The organism is Vibrio sp. 1727, assembly GCF_033344415.1.
GTDB lineage: Bacteria > Pseudomonadota > Gammaproteobacteria > Enterobacterales > Vibrionaceae > Vibrio > Vibrio alginolyticus.
Genome location: NZ_JAWPOT010000309.1, coordinates 1 through 674 on the forward strand (window position 1 = coordinate 1; position 674 = coordinate 674).

At 49.1% G+C, this 674-nt stretch carries 1 protein-coding gene and 1 pseudogene; both read right to left on the reverse strand.

The window, feature by feature from the left end; all coding sequences use genetic code 11:
- On the reverse strand, window positions 1-572 hold a 572-nt coding region (locus R8O10_RS25420), incomplete at its 3' end, for an aminotransferase class V-fold PLP-dependent enzyme (protein ID WP_318191984.1).
- Window positions 572-674 (reverse strand): annotated as a pseudogene (locus R8O10_RS25425) (DJ-1 family protein); the annotation flags it as partial. The gene R8O10_RS25420 and the pseudogene R8O10_RS25425, both read right to left, overlap by 1 nt.

The following is a 674-nucleotide window of genomic DNA, read 5'->3' on the forward strand; positions in this document are numbered from 1 at the left end:
CTGTGCGCTAGCTCGGTGATCTTTTCGATAGGTTGGCGTGTGCCTGTTACGTTGGTTATTTGTGCGCACGCGACGATTTTGCATCGCTCAGAGAGCTTTTGTTCAAACGCCTGCAAGTCAAACTGGCACTCGGGTGTCATTGGCACTTTCACGATTTTCGCGCCAGTTTGTTCTGCCACAATCTGCCACGGCACGATGTTGGCGTGGTGTTCCATCTCGCTAATCAAGATTTCATCGCCCGGTTGTTGGGGGCTGCGAGCGTAAGTTTGTGCTACTAAGTTAAGTGCTTCGGTTGCGCCTCGCGTCCAAATGATTTCTTTAGAGCTGTTTGCACCAATAAACGTTGCTACGGCTTCGCGAGCGGCTTCAAACTGGCTAGTCGCGTTTGCTGTCAAACTGTGGCTACCACGATGCACGTTAGCATTTTGTACACTGTAGTAACGGCTAATCACATCGATCACGCACTGTGGCCTTTGTGTTGTTGCTGCGCTATCAAGGTAAACCAAAGGCGATTGGTTTACGTCTTGATTTAGGGCCGGGAACTGTTCGCGTACAGCGTTTACGTCAAACATTACTCTTCACCAAATTCGTGATAATGCAGTGTTGGGATAGTGACTAGCGGTTCTGCGACCATCCATCCATGCTCTTTACCGGAAAGTTTGATAATGATTTCC